Here is a 927-nt window from a genome sequence, read left to right on the forward strand (position 1 = left end):
TGCTGTTTCAGCTGGCTGTAGTTGACGGCATCGGCGTCATCGGTACCGGCGGCTACGTTGGTTACTTTCTTGCTGGCGGCATTGATGCCTGACTTGGTCACACTCGGGCCACCGGTAATGGTGAGGCCGTCTGAATTCAGTTTGCTGTCGCCTGCGGTGACGCTGTCAACGGTGATGTCTTTGGCCAGTTTCAGCTGTGCGCCACCGGCTACGGTTTCGCTGATGATGTTGCTGTCGCCTTTGACATTGATGGTGTCGCCCAATGCGTAGTTGTTGCTGCCGGTGGTACCGCCGAAGTTGAAGCCTTTGGCGATATTGGCGGCGTTGGTCGCTACGTTTTGGTTGGTCGCAAACAGTTGGCTGCCGTTAACGGCGTCTTTGCTGTTGGCATTCAGGTCGCCGTCGGCTACGTTGGTAACCTTCTTGCCGGCGGCATCGATACCGGACTTGGTCAGGCTAGGACCGCCTGCGATCTTAACGCCGTCGTTGTTCACGGTGGTGTCGCCGGCTTCGACGCTGTTCACTACCAGGTCTTTTTTCAGCTTAACGGTCACTTTATCGTCTTGGGCTTCGGTGGTGATGTTGTCGTCGCCGGCAACGGTCACGGTGGAGCCGAGTTTTTCGATATTGGTGCTGCCGCTGTCGCCATTGAAGGTCAGGCCTTTGTTGTCAACGGTAGTTTTGGCGTCTACGCCTTTTTGGATTTCGGCTTTGGTGCCGTCAGCCAAGTCGATGCTGTAGTTGGTCACATTGTTCGCGTCTGCTGCTGAAGCAGTGACGGTCACTTTGCTCGAACCGGCGCTCGCAGTCGCGCCTTTGGCGTTGACGGTGTAAACGTCTTGGCCTTTATTGCCGACTCCTTTAACCACGTCTTTGATGTTGGTACCGGCTGCAACTTCGGTACGGGCGGCGGCGCTTTGCTGTTTC

General features: G+C 56.2%; 1 pseudogene. It reads right to left on the bottom strand.

Annotated features, from left to right (window positions below):
- Nucleotides 1-927, bottom strand: a pseudogene (locus HMPREF3139_RS02660) (hypothetical protein); the annotation flags it as partial.

The organism is Neisseria sp. HMSC15G01, assembly GCF_001808255.1.
GTDB classification, from domain to species: Bacteria; Pseudomonadota; Gammaproteobacteria; order Burkholderiales; family Neisseriaceae; genus Neisseria; species Neisseria subflava_A.